This window comes from Arachnia propionica (assembly GCF_003859805.1).
In the GTDB taxonomy this organism is placed as follows: Bacteria; Actinomycetota; Actinomycetes; order Propionibacteriales; family Propionibacteriaceae; genus Arachnia; species Arachnia propionica_C.
In genome coordinates, this window is sequence record NZ_RQZG01000001.1 from 19,022 (window position 1) to 43,326 (window position 24,305).

The 24,305-nt window shown below is 68.1% G+C and carries 22 protein-coding genes; 13 read left to right on the forward strand and 9 right to left on the reverse strand.

From position 1 onward, the window contains the following. Entirely contained in the window at nucleotides 1–780 is a 780-nt protein-coding gene (locus EII34_RS00090) for an LLM class flavin-dependent oxidoreductase (RefSeq protein ID WP_124841562.1), read from the reverse strand. A 38-nt stretch (nucleotides 781–818) separates the two neighbouring features. Here EII34_RS00090 and EII34_RS00095 point away from each other — a divergent pair, with 38 nt between their 5' ends. From EII34_RS00095 to EII34_RS00140, 9 genes are all read left to right on the forward strand, one after another. After that, nucleotides 819–2,255 (forward strand): recombinase family protein, encoded by a 1,437-nt coding sequence (locus EII34_RS00095; RefSeq protein WP_124841564.1) that lies wholly within the window; start codon nucleotides 819–821, stop codon nucleotides 2,253–2,255. Between the two features lie 181 nt (nucleotides 2,256–2,436). Beyond that, nucleotides 2,437–2,649, forward strand: a complete 213-nt coding sequence (locus EII34_RS00100; protein WP_003780572.1) for a hypothetical protein — start codon at nucleotides 2,437–2,439, stop codon at nucleotides 2,647–2,649. Beyond that, nucleotides 2,649–2,897: a hypothetical protein gene (locus EII34_RS00105; protein WP_003780556.1), complete on the forward strand. Its 249-nt coding sequence runs from the start codon at nucleotides 2,649–2,651 to the stop codon at nucleotides 2,895–2,897. Before EII34_RS00100 ends, EII34_RS00105 begins: the two co-directional genes overlap by 1 nt. Before the next feature lie 351 nt (nucleotides 2,898–3,248). Then, nucleotides 3,249–4,661, forward strand: coding sequence for a Rep family protein (locus EII34_RS00115; RefSeq protein ID WP_260424989.1), 1,413 nt, complete (start codon nucleotides 3,249–3,251; stop codon nucleotides 4,659–4,661). Nucleotides 4,662–4,786: 125 nt separating this feature from the next. Further along, on the forward strand, nucleotides 4,787–5,248 hold the full coding sequence (locus tag EII34_RS00120) for a hypothetical protein (RefSeq protein ID WP_003780588.1): 462 nt from the start codon (nucleotides 4,787–4,789) through the stop codon (nucleotides 5,246–5,248). Next, nucleotides 5,245–6,531, forward strand: a complete 1,287-nt coding sequence (locus tag EII34_RS00125; RefSeq protein ID WP_076067769.1) for a relaxase/mobilization nuclease domain-containing protein — start codon at nucleotides 5,245–5,247, stop codon at nucleotides 6,529–6,531. The genes EII34_RS00120 and EII34_RS00125 overlap by 4 nt, the downstream gene beginning before the upstream one ends. 37 nt (nucleotides 6,532–6,568) lie before the next feature. Continuing rightward, nucleotides 6,569–7,024, forward strand: coding sequence for a hypothetical protein (locus tag EII34_RS00130; RefSeq protein WP_008731400.1), 456 nt, complete (start codon nucleotides 6,569–6,571; stop codon nucleotides 7,022–7,024). Between the two features lie 88 nt (nucleotides 7,025–7,112). After that, complete coding sequence (gene cmtR, locus EII34_RS00135; protein ID WP_003780589.1) at nucleotides 7,113–7,481, forward strand: Cd(II)/Pb(II)-sensing metalloregulatory transcriptional regulator CmtR; 369 nt, start codon at nucleotides 7,113–7,115, stop codon at nucleotides 7,479–7,481. Further along, nucleotides 7,478–9,382 (forward strand): heavy metal translocating P-type ATPase, encoded by a 1,905-nt coding sequence (locus tag EII34_RS00140; protein WP_124842572.1) that lies wholly within the window; start codon nucleotides 7,478–7,480, stop codon nucleotides 9,380–9,382. Before cmtR ends, EII34_RS00140 begins: the two co-directional genes overlap by 4 nt. A 33-nt stretch (nucleotides 9,383–9,415) precedes the next feature. Here EII34_RS00140 and EII34_RS00145 read toward each other — a convergent pair whose 3' ends face one another. Next, on the reverse strand, nucleotides 9,416–9,667 hold the full coding sequence (locus tag EII34_RS00145; RefSeq protein ID WP_221620147.1) for an LLM class flavin-dependent oxidoreductase: 252 nt from the start codon (nucleotides 9,665–9,667) through the stop codon (nucleotides 9,416–9,418). A 27-nt stretch (nucleotides 9,668–9,694) separates the two neighbouring features. Then, nucleotides 9,695–11,557 carry an alpha/beta hydrolase family protein gene (locus EII34_RS00150; protein ID WP_185711089.1) on the reverse strand — a complete coding sequence of 621 codons (1,863 nt, stop codon included), beginning with the start codon at nucleotides 11,555–11,557 and terminating at the stop codon, nucleotides 9,695–9,697. 129 nt (nucleotides 11,558–11,686) lie between these two features. Between EII34_RS00150 and EII34_RS00155 the strand changes: the two genes are divergently transcribed. Further along, nucleotides 11,687–12,211 (forward strand): DUF3145 domain-containing protein, encoded by a 525-nt coding sequence (locus tag EII34_RS00155; RefSeq protein ID WP_124841571.1) that lies wholly within the window; start codon nucleotides 11,687–11,689, stop codon nucleotides 12,209–12,211. A 66-nt stretch (nucleotides 12,212–12,277) separates the two neighbouring features. On the opposite strand, the gene EII34_RS00160 is transcribed toward EII34_RS00155, so the two are convergent. From EII34_RS00160 to EII34_RS00185, 6 genes are all read right to left on the reverse strand, one after another. After that, the gene (locus EII34_RS00160) at nucleotides 12,278–13,534 is read right to left on the reverse strand and encodes a beta-ketoacyl-[acyl-carrier-protein] synthase family protein (protein WP_124841573.1); all 1,257 of its coding nucleotides are present in this window, start codon (nucleotides 13,532–13,534) and stop codon (nucleotides 12,278–12,280) included. A gap of 76 nt (nucleotides 13,535–13,610) precedes the next feature. Then, complete coding sequence (locus EII34_RS00165) at nucleotides 13,611–13,856, reverse strand: acyl carrier protein (protein ID WP_124841575.1); 246 nt, start codon at nucleotides 13,854–13,856, stop codon at nucleotides 13,611–13,613. A gap of 33 nt (nucleotides 13,857–13,889) precedes the next feature. Next, entirely contained in the window at nucleotides 13,890–14,888 is a 999-nt protein-coding gene (locus EII34_RS00170; protein WP_395858060.1) for a beta-ketoacyl-ACP synthase III, read from the reverse strand. A gap of 8 nt (nucleotides 14,889–14,896) precedes the next feature. Then, the gene (locus tag EII34_RS00175; protein WP_124841579.1) at nucleotides 14,897–15,850 is read right to left on the reverse strand and encodes an ACP S-malonyltransferase; all 954 of its coding nucleotides are present in this window, start codon (nucleotides 15,848–15,850) and stop codon (nucleotides 14,897–14,899) included. A gap of 114 nt (nucleotides 15,851–15,964) precedes the next feature. After that, the gene (locus tag EII34_RS00180; RefSeq protein ID WP_124841581.1) at nucleotides 15,965–17,155 is read right to left on the reverse strand and encodes a PucR family transcriptional regulator; all 1,191 of its coding nucleotides are present in this window, start codon (nucleotides 17,153–17,155) and stop codon (nucleotides 15,965–15,967) included. A 34-nt stretch (nucleotides 17,156–17,189) separates the two neighbouring features. Continuing rightward, on the reverse strand, nucleotides 17,190–18,572 hold the full coding sequence (locus EII34_RS00185; protein WP_260424990.1) for an ABC transporter substrate-binding protein: 1,383 nt from the start codon (nucleotides 18,570–18,572) through the stop codon (nucleotides 17,190–17,192). Nucleotides 18,573–18,751: 179 nt separating this feature from the next. On the opposite strand from EII34_RS00185, the gene aceE reads away from it, so the two are divergent. From aceE to EII34_RS00200, 3 genes are all read left to right on the forward strand, one after another. Next, on the forward strand, nucleotides 18,752–21,556 hold the full coding sequence (gene aceE / locus EII34_RS00190; RefSeq protein ID WP_124841583.1) for a pyruvate dehydrogenase (acetyl-transferring), homodimeric type: 2,805 nt from the start codon (nucleotides 18,752–18,754) through the stop codon (nucleotides 21,554–21,556). Nucleotides 21,557–21,655: 99 nt separating this feature from the next. Continuing rightward, the gene (locus EII34_RS00195) at nucleotides 21,656–22,063 is read left to right on the forward strand and encodes a DUF3052 domain-containing protein (RefSeq protein ID WP_124841585.1); all 408 of its coding nucleotides are present in this window, start codon (nucleotides 21,656–21,658) and stop codon (nucleotides 22,061–22,063) included. A 25-nt stretch (nucleotides 22,064–22,088) separates the two neighbouring features. Next, the gene (locus EII34_RS00200; RefSeq protein WP_124841587.1) at nucleotides 22,089–24,302 is read left to right on the forward strand and encodes a 6-phosphofructokinase; all 2,214 of its coding nucleotides are present in this window, start codon (nucleotides 22,089–22,091) and stop codon (nucleotides 24,300–24,302) included. Nucleotides 24,303–24,305 lie beyond the last annotated feature (3 nt).

Here is a 24,305-nt window from a genome sequence, read left to right on the forward strand (position 1 = left end):
TCAGCGCCAGCCCAGTCCCGGTGCGACCTCCTTGACCACCGTCTCCAGCAGACGGGTGTTGTAGTCAACCCCCAACTGGTTCGGGATGGTCAGCAGCACGGTGTCGGCCGCGGCGATGGCCTCGTCCTCGGCGAGCTGACGCACCAGCACATCGGGCTCGGCCGCGTAGCTCCTGCCGAACACGGCGCGAAGCCCCGGCTCGATGTAGCCGACGTGGTCCCTGCTGCCTCCTTCGTCGCCGAAGTAGAACCGGTCGATGTCCGTGGTGATCGGCATGATCGAGCGGCTCACCGAGACGCGCGGTTCCCAGTCGTGACCCGCGTCACGCCAGGTCTGGCGGAACAGCTCGATCTGCTTGCGCTGCTGGACGTGCAACGGCTCACCGGATTCATCGGCCTTGAGGGTGGAACTCATCAGGTGCATGCCACGCTCGGCGGCCCAGACGGCCGTGGCATCCGTGCCCGCACCCCACCAGATTCGCTGCCGCAACCCCTCGGAGTGTGGCTCGATGCGCAGGAGCCCAGGCGGGTTGGGGAACATCGGCCGTGGGTTCGGTTCGGCGAAGCCCTCGCCACGCAACACCTCGAGGAACTCCTCGGCCCGGCGACGTGCCATGTCCGACTCGGTCTCGCCGTCCTCGGGGCGGTACCCGAAGTGACGCCAACCGTCGATCACCTGTTCCGGGGATCCCCGGCTGATGCCGAGTTGCAGTCTGCCGCCGGAGATGAGATCGGCGGCCCCGGCATCCTCGGCCATGTACATGGGGTTCTCGTAGCGCATATAGCGGCTGCAACACCCGTTCACGTAAGCTTGGTTGCATGGTCGAACTGGTATCGCTGAGGAAGACGAACGAGGTTGCGGCGTACGTCCGCGCCTCGATGGACCGCAAGGGCGACCGATGGACCGTCGAGACCCAGCTGAGAAAGATCAGGGCGCTGGCCGAGGCCAAGGACTGGAAGGTCGTCGAGGTCTACGACGACAACGCGGTGTCCGCGACGAAGAAGCGCCGTGCTGGCACTCGGTGGGCCGAGATGCTGGAGGACGCCCGTGCGGGCAAGTTCTCGATGGTGGTCGCCGTGGACATGGACCGGCTCCTGCGTAGCACGAAGGACCTGAACACACTGATCGATCTCGGCCTGCGTGTCGTCACCGTTGACGGCGAGATCGACCTCTCGACGGCGGACGGGGAGTTCCGGGCGACGATGCTCGCCGCTCTCGCCCGGTTCGAGGCACGACGCAAGGCCGAGCGACAAATCAGGTCGAACGAGCGCCGACGCGCCGAGGGCATCCCCACGTCCGCCTGGAAGGCGTTCGGCTGGACGAGGGACGGCGAGTTGATCGAGGAGGAGGCCGCCGCCGTACGGCGGGCCTTCGATGCGTTCCTCGGCGAGCCGTCCCTGTCGATCCGGCGAATCCGCGAGGACCTGAACAGCGCCGGTCACTTCACCGCGCGTGGGTCGGAGTTCTCCGTCGATGCTGTGCGCTACCTGCTCGCGAACCCGCTTTACTGTGGCTACATCAAGCACTACGCGTCGGGCGAGCTGTACCCGGTTCAGGGCGAGGCGTTCCCGCCCATCGTCGGCGAGCAGACGTGGCGGGCCGCGGTGGCGAAGCTGGAGGACAACGTGCGGAGGTCGGCGAGGCAGGGGAACCACCCGAAGTATCTCCTGTCCACGATCGGGCTGTGCGGGAAGTGCGGCGCGACGCTCGTCTCGGGGACGAACAGCCGCAAGCAGCCGACGTACCGCTGCGGCGAGCAGTTCCATCTCACCCGCCAGCGCGAGCCCGTCGATGCGATGGTCACCGAGGCGGTGCTCACGCGTCTGTCCTCGGTGGACGTGCACGACCTCGTGATGCCACAGGAGGACGATGGGCCGGATCGCGAGGAGCTGCTGACGGAGCGGAACGCCCTGGTCGATCGGGTGAAGGAGCTGAGCCCGCTGCTGCGCGACATCCATCAGCCGGTCCTGGAGATAACGGCAGCGATCAACGACGTGAAGGCCCGCATCGACGAGATCGACGCGGAGCTGCTCGACCGTTCGGTGTCGGCGGCGGCGAAGCTGCTCGCGGACGTCGAGGAGCCGGTCGGCACCGCGGAGCGCCGCGAGGTGGTCGAGGCGAAGTGGAAGGTGTTGGACGTGGACCGCCGCCGGATGCTCGTGGACGAGCTGGTGACGGTGACCATCGAGCCCATCACGCCCGGTCACGTGAAATTCGACCCCGACCTGATTCGGATAGAGCCGCGTCGCGACTGACTCATGAGTCGACTCGTCATTGCAATGGTGAGTCGACTCGTGGGAGAATGGTTGCAGACAAGAAGATCCCACCGGGGCCGCGACTTAGAAGCGCGGGGTTCTGCTCCCGGATGAGTAGCCGGTCAAACAGCCCAATTACCGTGGCGGGGAACCGGAAGATACTCATGTCTGAGGACTTCCGATGTCTGTCGTTATCGACGTTCCCCGCGCATCCGCGCTCGACCGCCCTGGCCTCGATCAGGGCTCCACTCCTTCTCCGCAGGCAGACGGCCTCGATCCCGTCATCGCCGCCGCTCGTGCTGCTGGTCGTCTGGCCGGTGAACGCCTGGCTCGCACGCCCCTGACCCCGCGACAGCGCGCCGCGGTCGCCGCCGTGATGGGCGGTGGTCACTGATGAGCGCCAACTCCGCCGCCTTCGACCACGTGAACGGCTTCCGCTGGCGACAGGGCGACCCCTCCCTCGCCGAGTCCGAGGCACGTCTCTACGACCTCGGCGTGCTCCGCTCCGTGCTGGAGGAGTCCGTCGAGATCGCCGTCGCCGACGCCCGCGCCGATGGGGTGACCTGGGCGAAGATCGGCGACGCCCTCGGCGTCACGCACCAGGCTGTCATCAAGCGCTACGGCCGGGGCGGTGGTCGCTGATGCGCGCCGACGCACGCAACCTCAGCACCGCTCCCGCCGACCTGACCCCGCCCGGAGGGCCTGGCCTGGCACCCGCCGAAGGCAGGCTGCCCGTCGTCGTGATGACGGTCCGCAGCCGTGCTTCGCACTCTAAGAGTTTCGGGAGCCTCATTCGTTCCTACGGGCGCGGCAAGGGCTTGTCGATTGCCGCGCCCTGCAACAACGTGCCTGGTCAGCGGTCGGTTCCGCCCGCGCTCCGTCGCGTGGCCTCGTGGGATCATTTTGGGTCTCATTTGGGGGTCAATAGGGGGTCATTTAGGCGCCGCACTCTCTCTGAGGCCCTCCGCGCTGTCCGCGGCGGGGGTGGTCGCCGTGGCTAAGCAGGAGAACAACCCGACGAGCATCGGGGCCACGCAGTACCTCGATCCGTCGTACTGGACCTGGGCTGCCGAGGACCCGAACGGGGCCGCGCTGCTCCAGCAGGGAGCCGAGGCGATCCTCGCCTACGTGGTGCAGCGGCTCGAGGCCACCGGCTGCGAGGTCGTCGAGGCCTACGGCATCGTGCATGACAAGGACGAGCGCGAGGTCTGGAGCGACACGGAGAAGGCTCTGGTGATCGAGCCGAAGCCCGATCACCTGCACGCGGTCATCAAGTTCGCCAGCCGTGCGAAGAGCGCACCGCTGGATCGGCTCGCGTTCGGCATCGGCGTCGAGCCCCAGTACGTCGAGAAGCCGGGCCGCGGGCGGTACGCCTACGACAACATGCTGTCGTATCTGACGCACGTGAAGTACGCGGACAAGCACCAATACGCGCCTTCGGAGGTCGCTACGGTGCGTGGGCCTGACTACCTCGGGATCGACGCCCAGCGTCGGGAGACCTGGCTCAAGGGGCGCGCGCACGTGAAGAAGAAGGTCGTCGCCGAGAACTTCGAGGACATGCGCGAGCGCGTGCTCCAGGGCGAGTTCACGCGGGATCAGATCATGCTCACGGACGAGCTGTTCGACATCTACTCGCGGCATCAGCGGGAGATCGACGACGCGCTGTCGGCCTACGGCCAGCGCCGCGCATACCGGGCGGCGGCGAAGCTCCGCGCCGGTGAGTTCTCGACGCACGTGGTGTTCGTCCATGGGGATGCCGGGATCGGCAAGACCCGGTTCGCCACGGACTTCATCACCGAGGCGATCAACGCGGCGAACGCGCACGGCGAGCGGTGGCAGGTCTACCGGGCCGCGACGGGGAACCCGCTTGATGACTGGCGAGGCGAGGAGGTGCTGCTGCTGGACGATCTGCGGGCCTCGGCGATGGATGCGAACGACTGGCTGCTGCTGCTTGATCCGTACAACGCCTCGCCTGCGAAGGCTCGGTACAAGAACAAGGGCGAGGTGGCCCCGCGCCTTATCGTCATCACGGCGACGATCGAGCCTGTCGAGTTCTTCTACTACGCCCGCCAGAAGGGCAACGTGGACGAGGCGTTGGACCAGTTCATCCGCCGCTTGGCCTCGGTCGTGAAGGTCTATCGTGCCGACGACATCAATCGTTACCTCGTGCAGCACATTGGGAAGATCGAGCCCTACGAGTGGCACCAGTGCAGCATCCCGACCGCCGCACACACGCCCGGCATGTACGGCAACGCGTATCACCAGAACGTCGGGTCGCGGGAACTGACCTACGGTCCGGAGACCTCGGCGGAACATGACGCTGAGGGCGCGGTTGCTGAGCTGCTGGGCGGGCTCGCGGTGCGGAGCCCTGACGTGCCGCTGGCGCTGATCGGAGGTGCCGCATGAGCACCGAACGCGATGCGCTCTTCCAGGGGGTCGAGGGGGCCGGAGGCCCCTCGCAAGCAGCCGGGGAGGACATGAGCGCCAGCGAAATGTCCGACACGGCTACTGCTTGCCACTCTGGCGTACAGGTGGAGCAGCAGACCGACTCCCAGGTGAACACCGGTCGGGCTGATGCGGAGGCTGTGCGTCAGAGTCACGGCGGCGCGAAGCGTCGTCGTGGGGGCCGCGCGAAGCTCGATACCGACTTCGGAGAGGAGACGCTCGCGGCGCTTCGCACTCGTGCGAAGCGGCTCGGGCTGGCTCCGAGCACGTGGGTGCGGACCGTCGTCCGGGATGCCCTCCACGCCTCTCGGAGCGAGGAGTTGGACGCCGCCGTGGCCGCGCACCTGCTCGGGGTCGAGGCGCGGGTGCAGGCGTCGGCGGATGCTCGCGAGCTGGCCGCGCAGATTCGCCCGCTGGCGATCAACGTCAACGACCTCGACCGCCGGGCGCGGGCTGGTGAGTCAGTGGCGCTGTCGGCGGAGGTGCCCGAGCTGATCGAGTTGCTGCGCGAGGTCCGCGCCCTGCTCGGGGATCGGGCGGCCTCATGAGCACTACGCACTACAGCCCGAGCGCCAGCGCCGCCGACACGGAGCGCTATATCCGTGGCAAGGAGGACGAGCGGGGCATCGCGATCACGTGCGATGTGCCGGGAGGCCCCGGCGCGTTCTCGGCGCGCGCTCGGTCGCTCACGCAGAACACGACGCGCGAGGTCGAGGCGGTGCATTACCGCCAGTCGTTCAGCGACGAGGAGTTCGACCCGAAGAGTCCGGAGGACGTGCAGCGGGTGAACGATCTCGGTTATCAGCTCGCGAAGAAGATGCACCCGGATTCCGACTGCCTCGTAGTCAGTCATGTGGATGGGCGGGGCAAGAAGCCGCACAACCACATCTTGGTCATCAACCACAACAACCGGACGGGGAAGGCGCTCTCGGACTATCGCACGTTCCACGACCGCAAGGCCGGGAATCAGCGGGGCGTCCAGTCGGCGAACGACCAGCTGATGCGAGAACACGGGCTCTCGGTCGTGAAGCGGCTGGAGCACGCACCGAAGGACTGGGAGCTGCGCCGCGAGGACTTCGCCGAGGGATCGCTCGACCGCGAGATGGGCGACCGGATGAGCGCGGCGCTGGCCGATCCCCGGGCGGTGGACAAGGCCGGTCTGGTCTCGGTGATCGAGGAGCAGAACCAGCGGCTCGGCGATGACGGGGAGCGGGTGCCGCGGATGCGGTTGCACAGCCCCGTCAGCAAGAAGGGCAAGCGCGCCGGGCAAGAGACCTGGACGCTCTACATCGAGGATCGCCGCGGCGAGTCCGGCCGCGCCGAGCGCCGCAAGCGCGCGAGCGCCCTCTCGGCGGACTTCACCCCGGAGGGCGCGCAGGCGTTCTTCGACTACCACCAGCAGCAGAAGGAGAAGGAACATGAGCGCAGCGCTCGACAGGCTGAAGCAGCAGAACGAGCCCGAGCAGTCGCAGCAGCAGCTCGGCAGTCCGGAGACGATGGAGCTGTTGACCTCGATCCTCGCCGCCGTCGAGGCGCAGAACACGAGGATCGCCACGCTGACCGAACAGCAGAAGAAGCTCGCGGGGTTCGTGAAGGTCATGGACGAGGAGACGACGAGGCGGCTGGAGCGGATCACGGCCCCGGCGTCGACCTCCTCGCCCTCCAGCGACGTGTCCGCGAGGATCGCGAGTATCGAGAGCAGGCAGAACGAGATCGCGAGCACGCTCGGCGAGTTCGCGCAGAGTCTCAACGGCGAGAGCTTGAACGCCGCTTCGCGGAGCTTGGTCGCGGAGGCGCAGAAGAATCGCGCGGCTACGGCCTCGGCGATTGAGGGTCTGAAGGCGCAGGTCACAGCGAACCAGAAGCTCGTGAGCCAGGTCGGCGGCGCGGTCCAGCGGATCGAGAAGCGCACCGAGGAACGGGTCGAGAAGGCTGTCGAGCAGGTCGCCGGGGAGGCTTCGGCCACGATGACCGCGAGCCTCGACGCCTCGAACGCGCGGGCGGAGCGGATCATCGCCGCGACGGCGAAGCTGGAGGCGCGACAGCTCTGGTCCGCCGCCGCCGCGATGTGCCTCGTTCTCCTGCCGGTGGCCGTGGTCGTCGCCGGTCTCTGGATGGGCATCGCCGGGCTCATCACGGGTGTTCAGTGGGCGCTGGACGTGGACGGGAGCGTGTGGCTCGGCATCGGCCGGTGGCTCGTGGTCGGCGCTGGCCTCGCCGGGGCCGGCTACGGGCTCTTCGCGTCCGTCAGCTGGGTTGCGGGTCTCGTGGAGACCTGGAAGGGCCGCGGGATGCCGAAGTGGCCCCGCTGGCGCAAGAGGTGATCACGCCTCACGAGGGCAAGCGCGCGCAGCGCGTGCGGCAGCCGCGACAACTGGACATTAGGTCAGCGGCTGCTGTATAGTTCAGTGCATGCTGACCATTGCTTCGCGTCTTGACGTCATGAACCGGCTCGGCCGGGCCATGGCCGACCCGACGCGCTCCCGCATCCTGATGTCCCTGCTCGACAGCCCGAGCCACCCCGCGGTGCTCTCGCGCGAGCTGGGGCTGACCCGCTCGAACGTGTCCAACCACCTGACCTGCCTGCGCGACTGCGGGATCGTGGTCGCCGAGCCCGAGGGCCGCCAGACTCGCTACGAGATCGCCGACCCGCACCTGGCCGCGGCGCTGACGGCACTGGTCGATGTGACCCTCGCCGTGGACGAGAGCGCGCCGTGCATCGACCCGGCCTGCTCGGTGCCGGGCTGCTGCGCCGCGAGCAGTTCGGGGGACGCCTCGTGAGCGCCGCCTGCGGCTGCGACGAGCCGACGACCAGCCCCGCGGACGAGGCAGAGGAGGCAGAGCGCCCGTGGTGGCGTGATCCCGGCCTGGTCGTGCCGATCCTCTCCGGCGTCGCGTTCGGCACCGGCCTGGCGCTGGAGTGGTCGGGGCTGCACATCGCGGCGCTGGTCGCGTTCTGGGCGGGCCTGCTGCTGGGCGCGTACACGTTCGTGCCCGGTGCGATCCGGAATCTCGTTGTGAAGCGCAAGCTCGGGATCGCGCTGCTGATGACGATCAGCGCCGTGGGCGCGGTGATCCTCGGCTACGTCGAGGAGGCGGCCGCGCTGGCGTTCCTCTACTCGATCGCCGAGGCCCTGGAGGACAAGGCGATGGACCGCGCCCGCGGCGGGCTGCGCGCGCTGCTGAAGCTCGTGCCGGAGACCGCGACCGTGCTGCGCGACGGGACCTCCGCCTCGGTCCCGGCCAGGGAGATCGCTGTCGGCGACGTGCTGCTGGTCCGCCCTGGCGAGCGGGTCGCGACCGATGGGCTGGTCCGCTCGGGCCGGTCGAGCCTGGACACTTCGGCGATCACCGGTGAATCGATCCCGGTCGAGGTCGCGCCCGGAGAAGCGGTGTTGGCGGGCGCGATCAACAGCGCCGGCGTGCTGGAGGTCGAGGCGACCGCCGCGGGCACCGACAACTCGCTGACCACGATCGTGGAGCTGGTAGAGCAGGCCCAGGCCGAGAAGGGCGACCGAGCCCGGATCGCTGACCGGATCGCCCGCCCGCTGGTGCCCGGCGTGATGGTCCTCGCCGTCCTCGTCGGCGTGCTCGGGTCCCTGCTCGGCGACCCGGAGACCTGGATCACCCGCGCCCTGGTCGTCCTCGTCGCGGCCAGCCCCTGCGCGCTGGCGATCGCGGTGCCCGTCACCGTGGTCTCCGCGATCGGCGCGGCGACCAAGTTCGGCGTCGTCATCAAGAGCGGGGCCGCCTTCGAGCGCCTCGGCGGCATCCGGCACCTGGCCGTGGACAAGACCGGCACTCTGACCCGCAACCGGCCCGAGGTAACCGCCATCGTCGCCGCCCATGGGTTCGACGATGCGCAGGTGCTTGCTTGGGCTGCCGCCGTGGAGCAGCACTCGACGCACCCACTCGCCGCCGCCATCGCCGCCGCGGGCCGGGGAACCCCCGCCGCGCAGGACGTGGCCGAGGAGGCCGGGCACGGCATCGGTGGCCTGGTCGACGGCCGCAGGGTGGCGGTGGGCAGTCCGCGCTGGATCGACGCCGGTCCGCTCAAGGCCCGGGTCGAGGACCTGGAGGCCGAGGGGCAGACCTGCGTGCTCGTCACCGTCGACGGCTTCCTGGCCGGGGCGATCGGCGTCCGCGACGAGCTGCGCCCCGAGGTCCCCGAGGTCGTGCGGACCCTGCGCGACCAGGGCGTCGAGGTGAGCATGCTCACTGGCGACAACTCCCGCACCGCTGCTGCGCTGGCGAAGCTGGCCGGGATCGGCGACGTGCACGCCGAGCTGCGTCCCGAGGACAAGGCTCGCATCGTCGCCGGGTTCTCGGAGACGTCGCCGACCGCGATGATCGGCGACGGCATCAACGACGCGCCCGCCCTGGCCGGGGCGACCGTGGGCATCGCGATGGGCGCGACCGGCTCCGACGCCGCGATCGAGTCCGCCGACGTCGCCTTCACCGGCCACGACCTCGGCCTCATCCCGCAGGCTCTGCGCCACGCCCGCCGCGGCGGCAGGATCATCAACCAGAACATCGTGCTGTCCTTGGCGATCATCACTGTGCTGCTGCCGCTGGCGATCACCGGCGTGCTCGGCCTGGCAGCGGTCGTCCTCGTGCACGAGGTCGCCGAAGTCGTCGTCATCGCCAACGGACTGCGGGCTGCGCGTGCCCGCAAGCAATAGGTGTTCCGTCCAACGCCATAACTCAGACATGCGCTAACGCATGTCGATCACCCCGGTGCCGATCTCGATGCTGGAGGTCCGTGCCCCGACGGCGGCCAACAGCGGGAAGGGGGAACCCAACTGCTGCGCGAAATGGTGCACCCGGAAGTAGGCACCGTCGATGCCCACCTCCTCGGCGGCCACCGCCAACTCGATGGACTGCAGCAGCGTGTCGGCCCCGGTGCGCACGGCGGAGTGTGGCGAATCGGTCCAGTGACCGAAGTTCAGGAAGCCAATCTTCTTCATACCCGGTAAACAAGTTGAATATTGAATTTATTCCATGGGGGTGCCGCCACTCGAGAGGTTCTCGATGGTGAGCCTGGGAACGTCATCGCTGGGTGTCAGGTCGAGCACCTGCTCCAGGAAGGAGACCTTCGACTCGAGAGCGCTGCGACGAGCCGCCAGGGAACGGAAGCCGTGGCCCTCGTCCTCGAAGGTGACCAGGGCCACGGGGAGACCCTGGGAGCGCACCGCGTCGGCCAGTGAGAAGGCCTGGTCCGGTGGGACGACCTTGTCCTGCAGACCCTGGAGGATCAGCATCGGGGTGTTGAGGCGGTCCAGGTGGTTGATGGGGGAGCGGTCCCGATAGAGCTGTTCCGCCTCCGGCCACGGCCCCACCAGGCTGAAGGTGTAGTGGGACTCGGCCTTGTGGGTGCTGCTGACCAGCGTGGTGAGGTCGCCGATCCCGTAGGAGCTCATGCCTGCAGCGAAGATGTCGCTGCTGACCAGGGCCTGCAGCGTCGTGTAGCCCCCCGCCGAACCACCCGCGATGACCACCTTGCCCGGATCGGCCAGCCCGGCCCGGCAGACCTCCTGGACGGCGGCCTCGACATCGGCGACCTCCAGGACGCCCCATCGGCCCTTCAGCCGCTCCCGGTAGGCGCGTCCGAACCCGGTGGAGCCCGAGTAGTTGACATCCAGCACCGCCACCCCGCGGGAGGCCCAGAACTGCACCGAACGATCGAAACTCGGGTGGTGCACCGAGGTCGGTCCACCGTGGGTGAGAACCAGCAACGGGGTGGGTGCGGTGGCACCCGGCACCGGGTAGAACCAGGACTGGACCGGGCCGACCGGACCCTCGCACCACCGGGCCACGGGCTTCGAGGCGCCCTCCCAGCGCTGTGACGTGACGATCTCGTGGCGCACCCCCGTCGGTGAGATCTGGACCAGCGAGGCAGGCCGGTCCGGCCACTCTGCGATGACGAACAGCTCCTCGCCACGGGCAGCCACGGACTCGATCATCGCGGTTCCGGGCAGCGGGTAGGTGACCCCGCCATCGCTCGGTCTCACCAGGGCGAGGGCACCACGGCCACCGGCGATCTCGACGGTGGCCAGGAGGTCCTCCCCAACCGCCGCTGCAGGTGGTGCATCCAGTACCCAGGTGGGGATGCTGCAGTCATGGGGGACGAGCCACTGGTGGCGGAAGTCACCGTCACGCACCGTCCAGTTCCAGTACCCCGACTCGTCCGAGACCCAGGCAAGCGCCCCGTTGCCCAACCACAGTGGGTGCTGGGCGCTCACCCCATCGGTCACGGCCACCGCGACCAGTGCCGTCGGGTCGTCCAGAGGACAGGTGAACACCCCGGCGGTGTCCCAGCTCATGTCCGGGTGCATCCACTGGAACCAGGCGACCTGGTCGCCGTGCACGGTCACCCCGGCGTAGAAATCGGCTCCGGTGACGAGCACCCGGCCACCCTCGGTGTTGTCCCCGGTCAGGTCCAGGGCGACGATCTCCGTGCGCTCCTCGGGGGCTACCGCGTGGTCCTCCCGGACGCAGACGATCAGATCGTGCTCCGGGGCCAGCGCGAGGCCACCGTAGCGGAACCTCTCCGAGGTCGGGGTCACGGCACGGACCAGGCCGTCACGGGCGACCCAGACCTGCTGGGTGCGGTCGTCGCACCAGGCGACCACGCCGTCCGCCACGGCGTAGGCACCGCCGCCGTACTCCATGACGCGGGTGCGCACCTCGGATTCGGGGGTGAGGTCCTCGACGTGCTGACCATCCCACCGTCGGATGGTGGTGCGGCCATCCTCGGCTGCGATGCTGGCCAGCCAGAACACCCCGTCCCGGCTTGCCCGCACCTGACGAATCGAATCGGTCCCGAGCAGGGCTTCATCCAGAGTCATTCGGCGCATGTCCTCCATTAAACCCCAGACACTCCTGTTGTGCGGGGCTCTCCACTGATGCAGAATGGAGCCGTCCGCACTGTGTGGAGACGCCGATCGCAGGGGAAGGCAATCAGGCCGAACCCCACAGGAGGACACATGAATGCACACCAGGCCGCGACCGGCCTGCCCAGGGCGCGAGGGATGATCTTCATCCACTCGACGCCCGCCGCGCTGTGCCCTCATCTCGAGTGGGCAGCGGCATCCGTGCTCGGACCGGGGGCGGCATGGCACTGGACCGATCAACCCGTCGAACCCGGCACGCGTCGCACCGAGATCTCGTGGACCGCCACGACGGGCACGGGGTCGCGGCTGGCCTCAGCCCTGGGCGAGTTCGCGCGGATCCGGTTCGAGGTCACCGAGGACGCCACCCCCGGGTGCGAGGGAACCCGGTTCTGCTACACCCCCACGCTCGGCAGGTTCGCTGCGACGGTCGGGGTCCACGGGGACGTGTTGGTCCCGGAGGACAGGATCAGGCACGCCATGGCCCAGACGGCAGGGGACCCGCATCTGCTGAGGGATGCCCTCGACGGCCTCATCGGCACCGCCTGGGACGAGGAGCTGGAGGTGTTCCGCTACGGCTCGGAGGACGCCCCGATCCGTTGGTTGCACCACGTGGTGTGACCCGGGACGGGGAGACGACTTGGGGAGCCCGTCGATCGACGGGCTCCCCAAGTCGTCTCGGAGAACTCAGCGCGTGATGTTGGAGTTCGTGACGACCACGGCCACGTTGGCCCCGCCGAAACCGAACGAGTTGTTCACCGCCGCAAGGTCGCCCCCGGGCAGGTCCCGGGGGGCGTTCACCGCGATGTCGATGGGCAGACCCGGCTCCAAGTTCTCGATGTTGATCGTCGGTGGCACGGTCCGCTCCTTGAGGGCCATGACGGTGGCGAAGGTCTCCAGTGCTCCCGCGCCCCCGAGCAGGTGGCCGGTCATGGACTTCGTCGAGGTGACGATGCAGCTCTCGACCGCGTCCCCAAGAGCAGCTGCGATGGAATTGGCCTCGGTGACGTCACCGGGCGGGGTCGAGGTGCCGTGGGCATTGACGTGGACGATGTCGCGTGGTGTCAGCCCAGACGACTCCAGGGCCTTGCGCATCGCAGCCGCCTGACCACGACCCGTCGGCTCCGGCAGCACCATGTCGTGGTTGTCGTTCGAGATGCCCGCCCCGGCGAGGGTGCCGTGGATCCGGGCACCACGGGCCTTCGCGTGTTCCAAGGTCTCGATCACCATGATGACCGATCCCTCTCCGAGCACGAAGCCATCACGTCCGGTGTCCCAGGGGCGTGAGGCGTGCTCCGGGTCGTCGTTGCGGCGGGAGAGTGCCTGCATCTGGGCGAAGGCGTTGAGGGGCAGCGGGTGCACCACTCCCTCCGAGCCACCGACGACGGCGATGTCGCAGCGCCCCAGCCGGATCTGGTCGAGGCCGAGCGAGATCGCCTCATTGGAGGAGGCACAGGCACTCACCGGTGCATGGACCGCGGCAGCGGCTCCGAAGGCGAGACCGAGGTTCGCCGCTGGCGCATTGGCCATGAGCATGGGAATGGTGAAGGGGGAGACCCGTCGGGGGCCCTTCTCCTTCTGGACGTCCCAGTTGGCGATGATGGTGTGGAGACCACCGATGCCGGTGCCGACACACACCGACAGGCGTTCGGGGTCGATGGGGTTCTCCTCGCCCAGTCCGAGCCCGGCGTCGGCCCAGGCCTCCAGGCCTGCGGCCATCGCCAGCTGGGATGCTCGGTCCAGACGTCGGGCCGCGACCCGGTCCAACCGCTCGGTGGGATCACCGAGCACCTCTGCGGCGAAGGTCACCGGGAGGCTCTGCGCCCATTCGTAGGGCAGGGTGTGGGCACCGGAACGGCCTGCGAGCATCGCCTCCCAGGTGCTGGGGGCGTCCGTCCCGAGCGGGGTGATGGCCCCGAAACCGGTGATGACAACCTCGGTCATGAAAACTCCTGGGAATGCGGTGGAGGATGAGGGGTGGCAGGGCCGGGTGACCTGACGGGTCACCCGGCATCGGGCCTCAGGCCTGGGCCCGCTCGATGTAGGCGACGGCGTCGCCGACGGTCTTGAGGTTCTTGGAGTCCTCGTCAGGGATGCTGACCCCGAACTTGTCCTCGCAGGCGTAGATGATCTCCACCATCGACAGCGAGTCCACGCCCAGGTCGTCGACGAAGGACTTGTCGAGCTGCACGTCCTCTGCGGCGACCCCTGCCACGTCGTTGACGATCTCGGCGAGGTCGGTACGGATCTCTTCAGTGCTGGCCATGTTCTTCTCCTAGATGGTTGTCGGCCGATTGGGTCACGGCAGGACGACGACCTGGCCCGCGTACACGAGCCCGGCGCCGAAGCCGATGATGAGGGCGGTCTGCCCGGAGGTGGCCTCGCCCGACTCGAGCAGGGCCTCCATCGCCAGCGGAACCGAGGCCGCCGACGAGTTGCCCATGTGGACGATGTCGCGGGACACGGTCACGTTCTCGGGCAGCTTGAGGTGGCGCAACATCGAATCGGTGATCCGGTTGTTGGCCTGGTGGGGGATGAAGACGTCGAGCTGGTCCGGGGTGAGCCCGGCGGCCTCGAGGGTCTGCTTGGTCTTCTCGGCGATGAAGGTGGTCGCCCAGCGGAAGACGGCCTTGCCGTCCATCGAGATGTGGGGGAGCCGGTGGTCGGCCGCCTCGACATCGGACCAGTCCTCGATCTGGATCGCCTGCGCCTGGGCACCGTCGGATCCCCACACCAGCGGCCCCATCCCGGGGGTCTCACTCGGCCCGATGACGACGGCACCGGCGCCGTCGGAGAACAGGAACGCCGTGCTGCGATCGGTGATGTCCACCATCCGACTGAGTGTCTCCACGCCGATGACCAGCACATGGGTGGCAGCACCGGAACGTACCAGGGACTCCGCCATGCCGGTGCCGTGACAGAACCCGGCGCAGGCGGCTGAGATGTCGAATGCCGCAGGGCCTGCGGACAGGCCGAGCTCGTGGGCGACGTACGCGGCCAGCGCAGGGGACTGCTGGAAGTGGGAGACGGTCGAGCAGATGACCGCATCGATTCGTCCCGGCTCGAGCCCGGAGCGTTCGATCGCCTTGCGGGCCGCCTGGACCGCCATGAACAACGGGGTCTCCTCGTCGGTCGCCCAGCGACGCTCCGTGATCCCGGTGCGCTGCTCGATCCACTCCGGTGTCGAGTCGATCATCGTGCACATCTCATCGTTGTCCACCACGCGGGATCCGCGGTGACCACCGACGGCGAGGATGCAGGCGTGGGGGGCGCCGATGGAGGGGGTGATGCTCATCAGGGGGCCTTTCAGGCGTGCTCGGGGGCGGGGTGCGGGTCTGCCTCGGCATGGGCTCGGCAGAAGGCGCGCGCCTCGTCCAGCTGGTCGGGGGCATTGAGGTTGAACACCTCGACACCCTTGAGGTTGCGCTTGGCGATACCGGTGAGCGTACCTGCAGGTGGCAGCTCCAGCAGTCCGGTGACACCGAGTTCCGCCATCGTCGCCATGCACTGGTCCCACCTGACCGGGTTGGCGACCTGGTTCACGAGCCGGTCCAGGTACTCGCGGCCGGAGCTGACCACCCGACCGTCGGCATTGCTCAGCAGGCGGGTGTGGGGCTCACCCGTCGGGACGGCCCGGGCCAGGGAGGCCAGGCGTTCGACCGCGGGGGTCATGTGATGGGTGTGGAAGGCCCCGGCCACACTCAGCGGGATCAGGCGGGCGCGGCGCGGTGCGGCCTCCGAGAGAGCGGCCAACTGTTCCACGGTCCCGGCGGCAACGATCTGTCCGGTGCCGTTGTTGTTGGCCGGGGTGAGCCCTGCGGTCTCGATGGCAGCGAGCACCTCGTCACGGTCCCCACCGATGACCGCCGTCATGGAGGTCGGGGTGACCGCGGACGCAGCGGCCATGCCTCGACCACGTTCCCGCACCAGCACCATTGCGGACTCGTCCGAGACCACCCCGGCCAGGGCGGCTGCGGCCAGTTCCCCGACGGAGTGTCCCGCGACCACATCGGCCGACACCTCCTGTGCGGCCGACATCAACTGTCGTGCCGCAGCAAGGGCAGAGGCGACCAGCAGGGGTTGGGCCACGGAGGTGTCCCGGATGGTCTCGGCGTCGGAGACGGTCCCGTGGGCCACCAGGTCGACGTCCGCGGCCGCGGACAACCATTCGAGGTGGGAGGAGAAGGACGGGTCCTCGAGCCACGGTGTGAGGAATCCAGGGGTCTGGGCGCCCTGGCCCGGCGCGACGATAGCTAGCACGGGATCAACTCTGCCCCGAGGATCAGGTTTTCGCCGTCATGAATGAAACGAAAATGCTGGGAACGACTTTGTGGGGTTCCCACAACAGCCCCCGTGGTGGTCTCCTCCCCGCAGTCAGACCTGAAGCCTGCCCAGCGTGACCGCGAGGCGCAACACGTAGGCCTCACGCGCATCGGTCGGGTTGTAACCTGTCAACTCCTGGATGCGTTTCAGCCGGTACCTCACGGTGTTGGGATGGATGTACATCGCCCTCGCGGTCGCCTCGGTGGAGGAGCCGGCGTCGAGGAAACCGACACAGGTCTCCAGCAGCTCCTTCGAGGAACGCAGTGCCTCGAAGACCCCACGGGCCAGGGCACGGCGGGCGTGACCGTCACCGGCCAGGGCACGCTCGGGAAGCAGGTCGGACGACAGGAGGGTGCGGGGTCCCTCCGGCCAGGCCTTGGCCGCACGGAAGCCGTAGGCGGCCTCGCGGGCCGAGGTGGGGGCACCACCGAGCCCTGCCATGAGTGGCCCGACCACCACCGGCCCGTCGGCGAAGCAGTACTCGAGCTGTCGCACGAGCGCGCAGGCGGTCTCGGCATCGGTGAGGGGGGCGCCTGCCAGGATGCACACCAGACGTTCCCCCTGGGTCGCGGCCAGGACGTCCAGCCCCAGTCTCGAGGCCGCCCGGCGCAGGTCCTCCACACGAGGTTCCTCGGGGGCCGAGGCGAGCACGACGACGGTGGGGGCCTCGGAGTTCCATCCCAGGGTCGAGGCCCGGGAGAACACCGACTCGTCGGCCTCGTCGCGGACGACGGCGTCGATGACGGTGGCCTCGATCCGTGAGTCCCAGGCTCCTCGGGCCTCCGCGGCCCGGGCGTAGACGGCTGCTGCTGCGAAGGCGATCTCGCGGGAGAAGATGACGATCCCGATCTGGAGCGGCTGTCGGTCCGCGCGTGGCAGGAGCAACTGGATCTGCTCCTCGACGACATCGGTGGTGGTGCGCACCAGGTCCACCGTCTGCTGGAGCGAGATCCGGCCCGCCATGGCACGGGGCGCAGCATCGAAGACCCGCTCCGGGACGAAGTCCTCACCCGAGACCCAGTCGACGAAGCCGTCGATGCCCCCTCTGGCCAGGATGCTGATCCAGGAGCGGGACTCGGCGTCCAGCTCGGCGAACCAGGCGTGACGGGTCTCGAGGGCGGCGAGCGTGGCGGTGTTCATGGTGGATCGCGCAGCACGCAGGCGTTTCAGGATTCCGGCCCGGGTGCGGGTCGAGGCGACGGTGGCCGGCAGGGTTCCGGCGCGAGCAGGTGAAACGGACATGGCACCTCTCAGGGTACCGGGGGTGATCCCGGCGTCAGCCGGTCCTCGGCCAACTGGCCTCGATCTCGGCCAGGACCTCGACGCTGGACCGGTCGAGGGCGATCCAGTTGCTCATCCCCTTCGGGAAGGTCCCGGCCCCGACGGTACTGGGCATCAGGTCCGAGCCGTCGAAGCGGATGACGGTGTTCTCATCGGTCAGCAGCTCGAAGGCCAGCCGGTCGATGGGGGAGGACAGGTTCTCCGGGTCCAGGTGACGATTGGTCGACACCCATCCGGCCGGTGTGACCCTGGCCTTCTCGTTGCTCCACTCCGGGGAGGTGAGATAGGTCTGGAAAGCCCTGACCTCCTCGCGGTCCGAGAAGGCGGCCGCGAACTCCCCGCCGCTGAGCACCGGTCCGGGCTCGACGTCCTGGCCCGGAAGTCGGAACGCGAAGACGTCGCCGTCCTCGGCGATCCGGGTCCCGCTCGGCCAGTTCGCCTGGTAGAAGGACGCCTGCCGGTGCATGAAGCAGGTTCCCTCCAGGACGGGCAACCCCGCGTCCACGAATGGGACGTCAGCCGCGGACTTGACGTTGCCGTGTCCTCCGTTGACGTGGGCCGGGTTCTTGAGGATGGTTGCCACGCGGTCAAGGGCAGCCACGACCCGGGGGTCGTCGAAGGGCATCTCGTGCGCCACCCAGCTGTCGTACTCCGCCGGGGTGACCGTCCGCAGCATCATGTCCTCGAGCCAGTCCGTCGCGGGCCAGCCGGTGCTTCCGCCGGACTCCAGACCGACGCACCACGGCTTGGCCTCCGGGTGCTCGGCGGCGATCCGTTCGGTCAGGGACACCAACTCGTCCCAGGTGGCGGGGACCTCGTAGCCGTTCGCGGTGAACTGTCGCGGGGAGTACCACACCAGGGACTTGGCGCTGGCACCCACCGGCACCGCGTAGAGCCTGCCGTCCACCGAGCCGTGCTCCAGCCAGGTGGCGGTGTAGTTCTGCTCCACGTTGACCAGCGCAGGACCCGTGACCTCCATCACCTTTCCGGGGAAACGCCTGACCAGGGTGTTCAGGAGACCGGGTTGGGGAAGGTAGGCGATGTCCGGGGGGGAACCGGCCTCGATCTTGACGGGAAGCTGTGTCTCGAACTCCCGGGAACCCTCGTAGTTGATCTTCGCCCCCGTGCATTTCTCGAAGGTGGTGAACGAGTCGATGTGAGGTTGGTCCTCCGGGGCGACGATGGGGGTGTAGACGGTGACGGCCTTGCCCGTGAGATCACCGTACTCCTCGTAGCCGAGGCACTCGACAGGGGTGGAGGTCGTCGTCGAACCGGGTGAGGGGGCCGGTCCGTCGTTGCCGGGCACGCAGGCCGACATGGTCGTCAGGCACGCAGCGACCAGGGCGATGGCCACCATTCGTCCGCTGCCACCCGACATCAGTCACCTCATCCCTTATCCCTTGAGCCGGAACCCGCATCGTCACCGTTCATCACACCCGAGACGGATCGGGCCCGGCAAGCCGATCCGGTCACGATCCGGTAACGATTCGTCCCCATCCGGTGGCGAGGATTCGGGAACCAGGTGCCGGACAGTGTTGCCGAGGGCGTGTGCAGGGTATGTTTGATCCACCTGTGCTCAACTTCGACGAGAGGACTCATGTGAGCATCAACGACGAGGCGGGGCCCATCCTCAACGGGCTGCCGACGAACCTCCCCGACACGGACCCGGGCGAGACCGCGGAGTGGCTCGAATCTCTCGATGGGGTCATCGAGCACGGTGGACGCAACCGGGCCCGTTACGTCATGCTGAAGCTCTTGGAGCGTGCCCGCGAACTCCATGTCGGTGTGCCGTCGCTGACCGGTACCGACTACGTCAACACGATCCCCGCCGACAAGGAACCCGAGTATCCCGGTGACGAGGATCTCGAGCGACAGGTCCGCCGTCTCCTGCGCTGGAACGCCGCCGTCACGGTGCACCGTGCGCAACGACCGGGGATCGGTGTCGGCGGGCACATCTCGTCCTACGCCTCCTCGGCGACGCTCTACGAGGTCGGGTTCAACCACTTCTTCCGGGGCAAGGACCATCCGGGAGGTGGAGATCAGATCTTCTTCCAGGGGCACGCCTCACCCGGCATGTACGCCCGGGCCTTCCTCGAGGGTCGGCTGCAGGAGGTGGACCTGGACGGCTTCCGTCAGGAACACAGCCACATCGTCGACGGCAGGGTCCGTGCGCTGCCGTCCTACCCGCACCCGCACCAGATGCCGGACTTCTGGGAGTTCCCGACCGTGTCGATGGGGATCGGCCCCATGAACGCGATCTACCAGGCGCAGTTCAACCGCTACCTGCACAACCGCGGCATCAAGGACACCTCCGACCAGCGGGTGTGGGCCTTCCTCGGCGACGGTGAGATGGACGAGCCCGAGTCCCGAGGTCTGCTGCAGCTGGCCGCGAACGAGGAACTGGACAACCTCACCTTCGTGGTCAACTGCAACCTCCAACGTCTCGACGGCCCGGTGCGCGGCAACGGCAAGATCGTCCAGGAGCTGGAGGCGTTCTTCCGGGGGGCCGGGTGGAACGTCATCAAGGTGATCTGGGGACGTGGCTGGGACCCGCTGCTCGCCGACGACAGCGACGGTGCGCTCGTGAACCTCATGAACACCACCACGGACGGGGACTACCAGACCTTCAAGGCCAACGACGGGGCCTACGTGCGGCAGCACTTCTTCGGACGTGACCCGCGCACGGCCGCGATGGTCAAGGACTGGAGTGACGACCAGATCTGGGCACTGACCCGTGGCGGTCACGACTTCCACAAGGTCTACGCCGCCTACAAGGCCGCCACCGAGTTCACCGGTGCCCCCACCGTGATCCTCGCCCACACCATCAAGGGCTACTTCCTGGGGCGCCACTTCGCGGGACGCAATGCCACGCACCAGATGAAGAAGATGGCGTTGGAGGACCTCAAGTCGCTGCGGGACCGCGTCCACCTGCCGATCTCGGATGAGGTCCTCGAGGCTGATCCGTACCGCCCGCCCTACTTCCGGCCCGCCGAGGACGACCCACGTATGCAGTACCTGCAGTCGCGTCGTCGTGAACTGGGGGGCTACCTGCCGGAACGTCGGGGCGACCGGAAGTTCATCTCCCTGCCGGGGGACAAGGCCTACGAGTCGATCCGGAAGGGTTCCGGCAAGCAGGCCGTGGCCACGACCATGGCCTTCGTCCGGTTGCTCAAGGACCTGATGCGGGACAAGGAGTTCGCGCCGCGGGTGGTCCCGATCATCCCGGACGAGGCCCGGACCTTCGGCATGGACGCCTTCTTCCCGACCATCAAGATCTACAACCCCCACGGTCAGAACTACACCCCGGTGGACGCGGACCTGTTCCTCAGCTACCGCGAGGCGGTCAAGGGACAGATCCTTCACACCGGTATCAACGAGGCCGGGTCGGTCGCGGCCTTCACCGCTGCCGGGAGCTCCTACGCCACCCACGGCGAACCGATGGTGCCGATCTACGTCTTCTACTCGATGTTCGGTTTCCAGCGCACGGGTGACTCCATCTGGGCGGCGGCCGACCAGCTGACCCGTGGTTTCATCATCGGGGCCACGGCGGGACGCACCACCCTGACCGGTGAGGGCACCCAGCACATGGACGGCCACTCGCCGATCCTGGCCTCCACCAACTCCGCCGTGGTCACCTACGACCCCGCCTACGGGTACGAGATGGCGCACATCGTGCGGGAGGGACTGCGCCGGATGTACGGCGAGAAGCCCGAGAACGTCATGTACTACCTGACGGTCTACAACGAGCCCTATCCGCAACCCGCAGAGCCCGAGGGAGTCGACGTCGAGGGCATCCTGAAGGGCATGTACCTGCTTCGTCCCGGCTCCACCGAGGGTGTGGGTGAGGATGCGCGTCGAGCCCAGATCCTGGCCTCCGGGGTCGGGGTGAACTGGGCCTTGGAGGCCCAGGAGTTGCTCAAGCGTGATCACGGCGTGGTCGCCGACGTGTGGTCGGTGACCTCATGGGGTGAGATGGCGCGGGAGGGACGCCTCAAGGACCGGGCCCGGTTCGACGACCCGTTCGGTGAACACGAGCCCACCTGGGTGGAGCGGAAGCTCTCGGACACCCGCGGCCCCATCGTTGCCGTGAGTGACTACATGCACGCCGTTCCCGACCAGATCCGCCCCTGGGTGCCGCGCGGGTACACCACGCTCGGTGCCGACGGGTTCGGATTCTCCGACACACGGGCCGCGGCCCGTCGCCACTACAGGATTGATGGCCCGTCGATCGCGGTCGCCGTGCTGCAGCGTCTCGCCCACGACGGTGAGGTGCCGCAGGAGTGGGCCACCGAGGCGGCAGCCAGCTATCGGCTCGACGACGTCACAGCCGGGACCTCCGGCAAGGCCGGCGACGACGAGTGATCGGGAGCGGTCCGCTGTGAAAAGGATCACCCGGGTGCACAGCACCCGGGTGATCTGGCACTCTAGGAGCGTGGCACCGATGATGCAAAGGGAAGTCCCGTGAGCGCCGCGAGTGAAGCCGACGTGCTCGGACTTCGTCCGGGAATGCTCGTCCAGGAGCTGGGCTGGGATGAGGACACCGACGCGACGCTGCGTGAGACGATCATGGACGCGATCGACGCGGACATGGTCGAGGAGGCGATCGAGGCCGTCGACGTGGTGATCCTGTGGTGGCGTGAGGACGACGGCGACGTCGCGGACGGACTCGTGGACGCGATGACCGATCTGACCGGCACCGGATGGATCTGGCTGCTCACCCCGAAGGTGGGACGGCCCGGTTACGTCGGGCCCAGTGACATCTCCGAAGGCGTCACCACGGCAGGTCTGGCCCTCACCAGTCAGGCCAATGTCAGCACCCAGTGGCAGGCCCACAAGGTGGTGCGCCCCAAGGCGGGAACCCGCCGCTGAGACCACGAGCATGAGGGAGGACCCCATGACCATGACCACACGTATCGGCGTCCTCACCTCGGGGGGTGACGCCCAGGGCATGAATGCGGCGGTGCGTGCCATCGTGCGTGCCGCGATCAAGCAGGGCGCAGAGGTGTTCGCCATCCGGGAGGGATGGCAGGGTGCGGTCCTCGGTGGGGAGCACATCCGACAGCTCGGGTGGAAGGACGTCTCCGGGATCCTCAACAAGGGAGGCACCGTCATCGGGACCGCCCGGTGCCTGGAGTTCCGGGAGCGTGACGGCCGCAGGCAGGCGGTCCGCAACCTGGTGGAGGCCGGGATCGACCGACTCATCGTCATCGGTGGTGACGGTTCACTGAGCGGCACCAGACAGCTCCGGCTGGAATGGGCGGAACTGCTGGACGAGCTGGTCGAACGCGGTGAGGTCCCACGTGAGGTCGCCGACCGACATCCCGTGCTGAACATCGCAGGGTTGGTCGGCTCCATCGACAACGACATGATCGGTACCGACATGACGATCGGAACCGACAGTGCCCTGCACCGCATCACGGAGGCCATCGATGCGATCAGCGCCACCGCGGAGTCCCACCAGCGGACCTTCATCATCGAGGTGATGGGGCGCAACTGCGGCTATCTCGCCCTGATGAGTGCCATCGCGGGAGGGGCCGACTACACCTTCCTGCCGGAGTCGCCGCCACGTGACGGCTGGGAGGACCGGATGGCCGAGGTGCTCGAACGAGGTCGTGAGGCCGGCCGTCGGGACTCGATCATCATCGTGGCGGAGGGTGCCGCGGATCGTCAGGGCGAACCCATCACCGTCCACAGGGTGCAGCAGGCCCTCAAGGACCGCACGGGTGAGGAGGCCCGGATCACGATCCTCGGACACGTGCAGCGCGGCGGGACACCATCAGCCTATGACAGGTGGATGGCCACCGCATGTGGGGTGCGGGCGGTCGACGAGGTGCTCAGGGCGGACGCCGACTCGGAGCCGGTGCTCGTCGGCATGAAGGAGGACGCCCTCCACACGGTCCCCCTGCTCGAGGCGGTGGAGGCGACCCGGGAGATCGCGGAGCACATCGAGCAGGGCGACTACCAGGCGGCGATCGAGGCCCGAGGGGCCGGTTTCATGATGATGATCGACATCTACCGGACCCTCACGGAGGCCCGCCCGGTGGATGCGGACCCATCGGGCAAACGGATCGCGATCATGTACTCCGGTGCGTTGGCACCGGGAATGAACCAACTGGCGCGGGTCGCCGTGCGGACCGGCCTGCACCGGGGGCATCACATGCTCGCGGTGCGTGGTGGTGTCCCCGGTCTGATCGAGGGGCAGTTCGAGGAGATCCACTGGGCCGATGTGGAGGGCATGGCGAACACGGGTGGAGCGAATTTCGGCACCCGACGCTACGTGCCGAGTGAGACGGAGCTCTACTCGATGGCCCGCCAGCTGGAGGACCACCGGATCGATGCCCTCGTGGTGATGGGCGGCTTCCACGCCTACGCGACGGTCGACCTGATGGAGCGGGAGCGTCGCCGCTATCCCGCGTTCAACATCCCGATCGCGTTGGTGCCCGCCAGCATCGACAACAACCTGCCGGGCTGGATGATGGCGGTGGGGGCCGACACCGCGCTGGGCACGATCGTCGACAGCATCGACATGGTGCGGATGTCCGCCTCCGCGAGCGAACGGGCCTTCATCGTGGAGACGATGGGACGTGACTGCGGCTTCCTGCCGCTGGTGGGTGGCCTGGCCGGTGGGGCCGAGAAGGCCTACCTGCCCGAGACCGGCATCACGCTGGCCGAACTCGAGGAGGACATCGCGGCCCTCAACGACGCCTTCGACACGGGACGCAGCTTCTACCTCGCGGTCACCGGCGAGGAGGCGAGCAGTCACTACACCTCGGACGTGCTGGCGAAGTTGTACGAGGCGGAGGGGCAGGACCGGTTCTCCGTGCGCAAGTTCGTGGTCGGGCACATCCAGCAGGGGGGGACCCCCTCCCCGTTCGATCGGATCAACGCGACCCGGCTCGCCTGGAACGCTGTTGCGAACCTGGAGCAACAACTGTCGGACGGGCGAGCCGAGTACGTGGCGGCCGATGCCTTGACGGAGGGATTCTTCGCCCCACTGCGGGACGTGATCATCGACATGGACTGGGACAACAAGCGCCCCAGGACCCAGTGGTGGCGTCGACTCCGCGAGCCCTTCGACATCCTCAGTCGTCGTCCCGGGCAGGAGTGAGGC

What these genes read in the sequence shown, in the direction of transcription:
- EII34_RS00150 (WP_185711089.1), bottom strand. Translation starts at nt 11,557, where the DNA reads ATGCGCCGAATGACTCTGGATGAAGCCCTGCTCGGGACCGATTCGATT.
- EII34_RS00200 (WP_124841587.1), top strand. Translation starts at nt 22,089, where the DNA reads ATGACCATGACCACACGTATCGGCGTCCTCACCTCGGGGGGTGACGCC.
- aceE (WP_124841583.1), top strand. Translation starts at nt 18,752, where the DNA reads ATGTTTGATCCACCTGTGCTCAACTTCGACGAGAGGACTCATGTGAGC.
- EII34_RS00165 (WP_124841575.1), bottom strand. Translation starts at nt 13,856, where the DNA reads ATGGCCAGCACTGAAGAGATCCGTACCGACCTCGCCGAGATCGTCAAC.
- EII34_RS00090 (WP_124841562.1), bottom strand. Translation starts at nt 780, where the DNA reads ATGCGCTACGAGAACCCCATGTACATGGCCGAGGATGCCGGGGCCGCC.
- EII34_RS00095 (WP_124841564.1), top strand. Translation starts at nt 819, where the DNA reads ATGGTCGAACTGGTATCGCTGAGGAAGACGAACGAGGTTGCGGCGTAC.
- EII34_RS00160 (WP_124841573.1), bottom strand. Translation starts at nt 13,534, where the DNA reads ATGACCGAGGTTGTCATCACCGGTTTCGGGGCCATCACCCCGCTCGGG.
- EII34_RS00155 (WP_124841571.1), top strand. Translation starts at nt 11,687, where the DNA reads ATGAATGCACACCAGGCCGCGACCGGCCTGCCCAGGGCGCGAGGGATG.
- EII34_RS00125 (WP_076067769.1), top strand. Translation starts at nt 5,245, where the DNA reads ATGAGCACTACGCACTACAGCCCGAGCGCCAGCGCCGCCGACACGGAG.
- EII34_RS00185 (WP_260424990.1), bottom strand. Translation starts at nt 18,572, where the DNA reads ATGTCGGGTGGCAGCGGACGAATGGTGGCCATCGCCCTGGTCGCTGCG.
- EII34_RS00180 (WP_124841581.1), bottom strand. Translation starts at nt 17,155, where the DNA reads ATGTCCGTTTCACCTGCTCGCGCCGGAACCCTGCCGGCCACCGTCGCC.
- EII34_RS00100 (WP_003780572.1), top strand. Translation starts at nt 2,437, where the DNA reads ATGTCTGTCGTTATCGACGTTCCCCGCGCATCCGCGCTCGACCGCCCT.
- cmtR (WP_003780589.1), top strand. Translation starts at nt 7,113, where the DNA reads ATGCTGACCATTGCTTCGCGTCTTGACGTCATGAACCGGCTCGGCCGG.
- EII34_RS00105 (WP_003780556.1), top strand. Translation starts at nt 2,649, where the DNA reads ATGAGCGCCAACTCCGCCGCCTTCGACCACGTGAACGGCTTCCGCTGG.
- EII34_RS00145 (WP_221620147.1), bottom strand. Translation starts at nt 9,667, where the DNA reads ATGAAGAAGATTGGCTTCCTGAACTTCGGTCACTGGACCGATTCGCCA.